1 protein-coding gene is annotated in these 307 nt (G+C 21.8%); it reads right to left on the bottom strand.

All coding sequences use genetic code 11. The annotated features are described in order from the left end of the window. A partial coding sequence (locus G3997_RS04500; RefSeq protein ID WP_296648746.1) for a nucleotidyltransferase domain-containing protein occupies positions 1-257 on the bottom strand: 257 nt, incomplete at its 3' end. Positions 258-307: the final 50 nt, after the last annotated feature.

Raw genomic sequence — 307 nt, 5'->3', positions numbered from 1 at the left:
TTTTCAATTAGTTTTTCCTTTGTTAATTCATTAAAATTTAATATATCAAAGCTTAGAGGTGTATTTATTTCTTCTATATCCATAGTTACCTTTGCATGTATTAAATGTGTAATTTTTTCTCCAAATAAACATAAATCTATATCTGAATTATATTTATTATCTTGCCTAGCCCTTGAGCCAAATAATATTACTTTTTCTATTTCTTTATATTTTTTAAATATACTCTCTAACTCTAATTTTAGTTTTTCTTCAATCATTTAGTCACCTCTTACTATAAAGTTCTACATTAATACTTTTTACTTAATAT

Source organism: Romboutsia sp. 13368 (assembly GCF_018336475.1).
Lineage (GTDB): Bacteria > Bacillota > Clostridia > Peptostreptococcales > Peptostreptococcaceae > Romboutsia.
The sequence above is the reverse complement of the archived record's forward strand: the minus strand, read 5'-3'. Positions and strand labels throughout refer to the sequence as shown.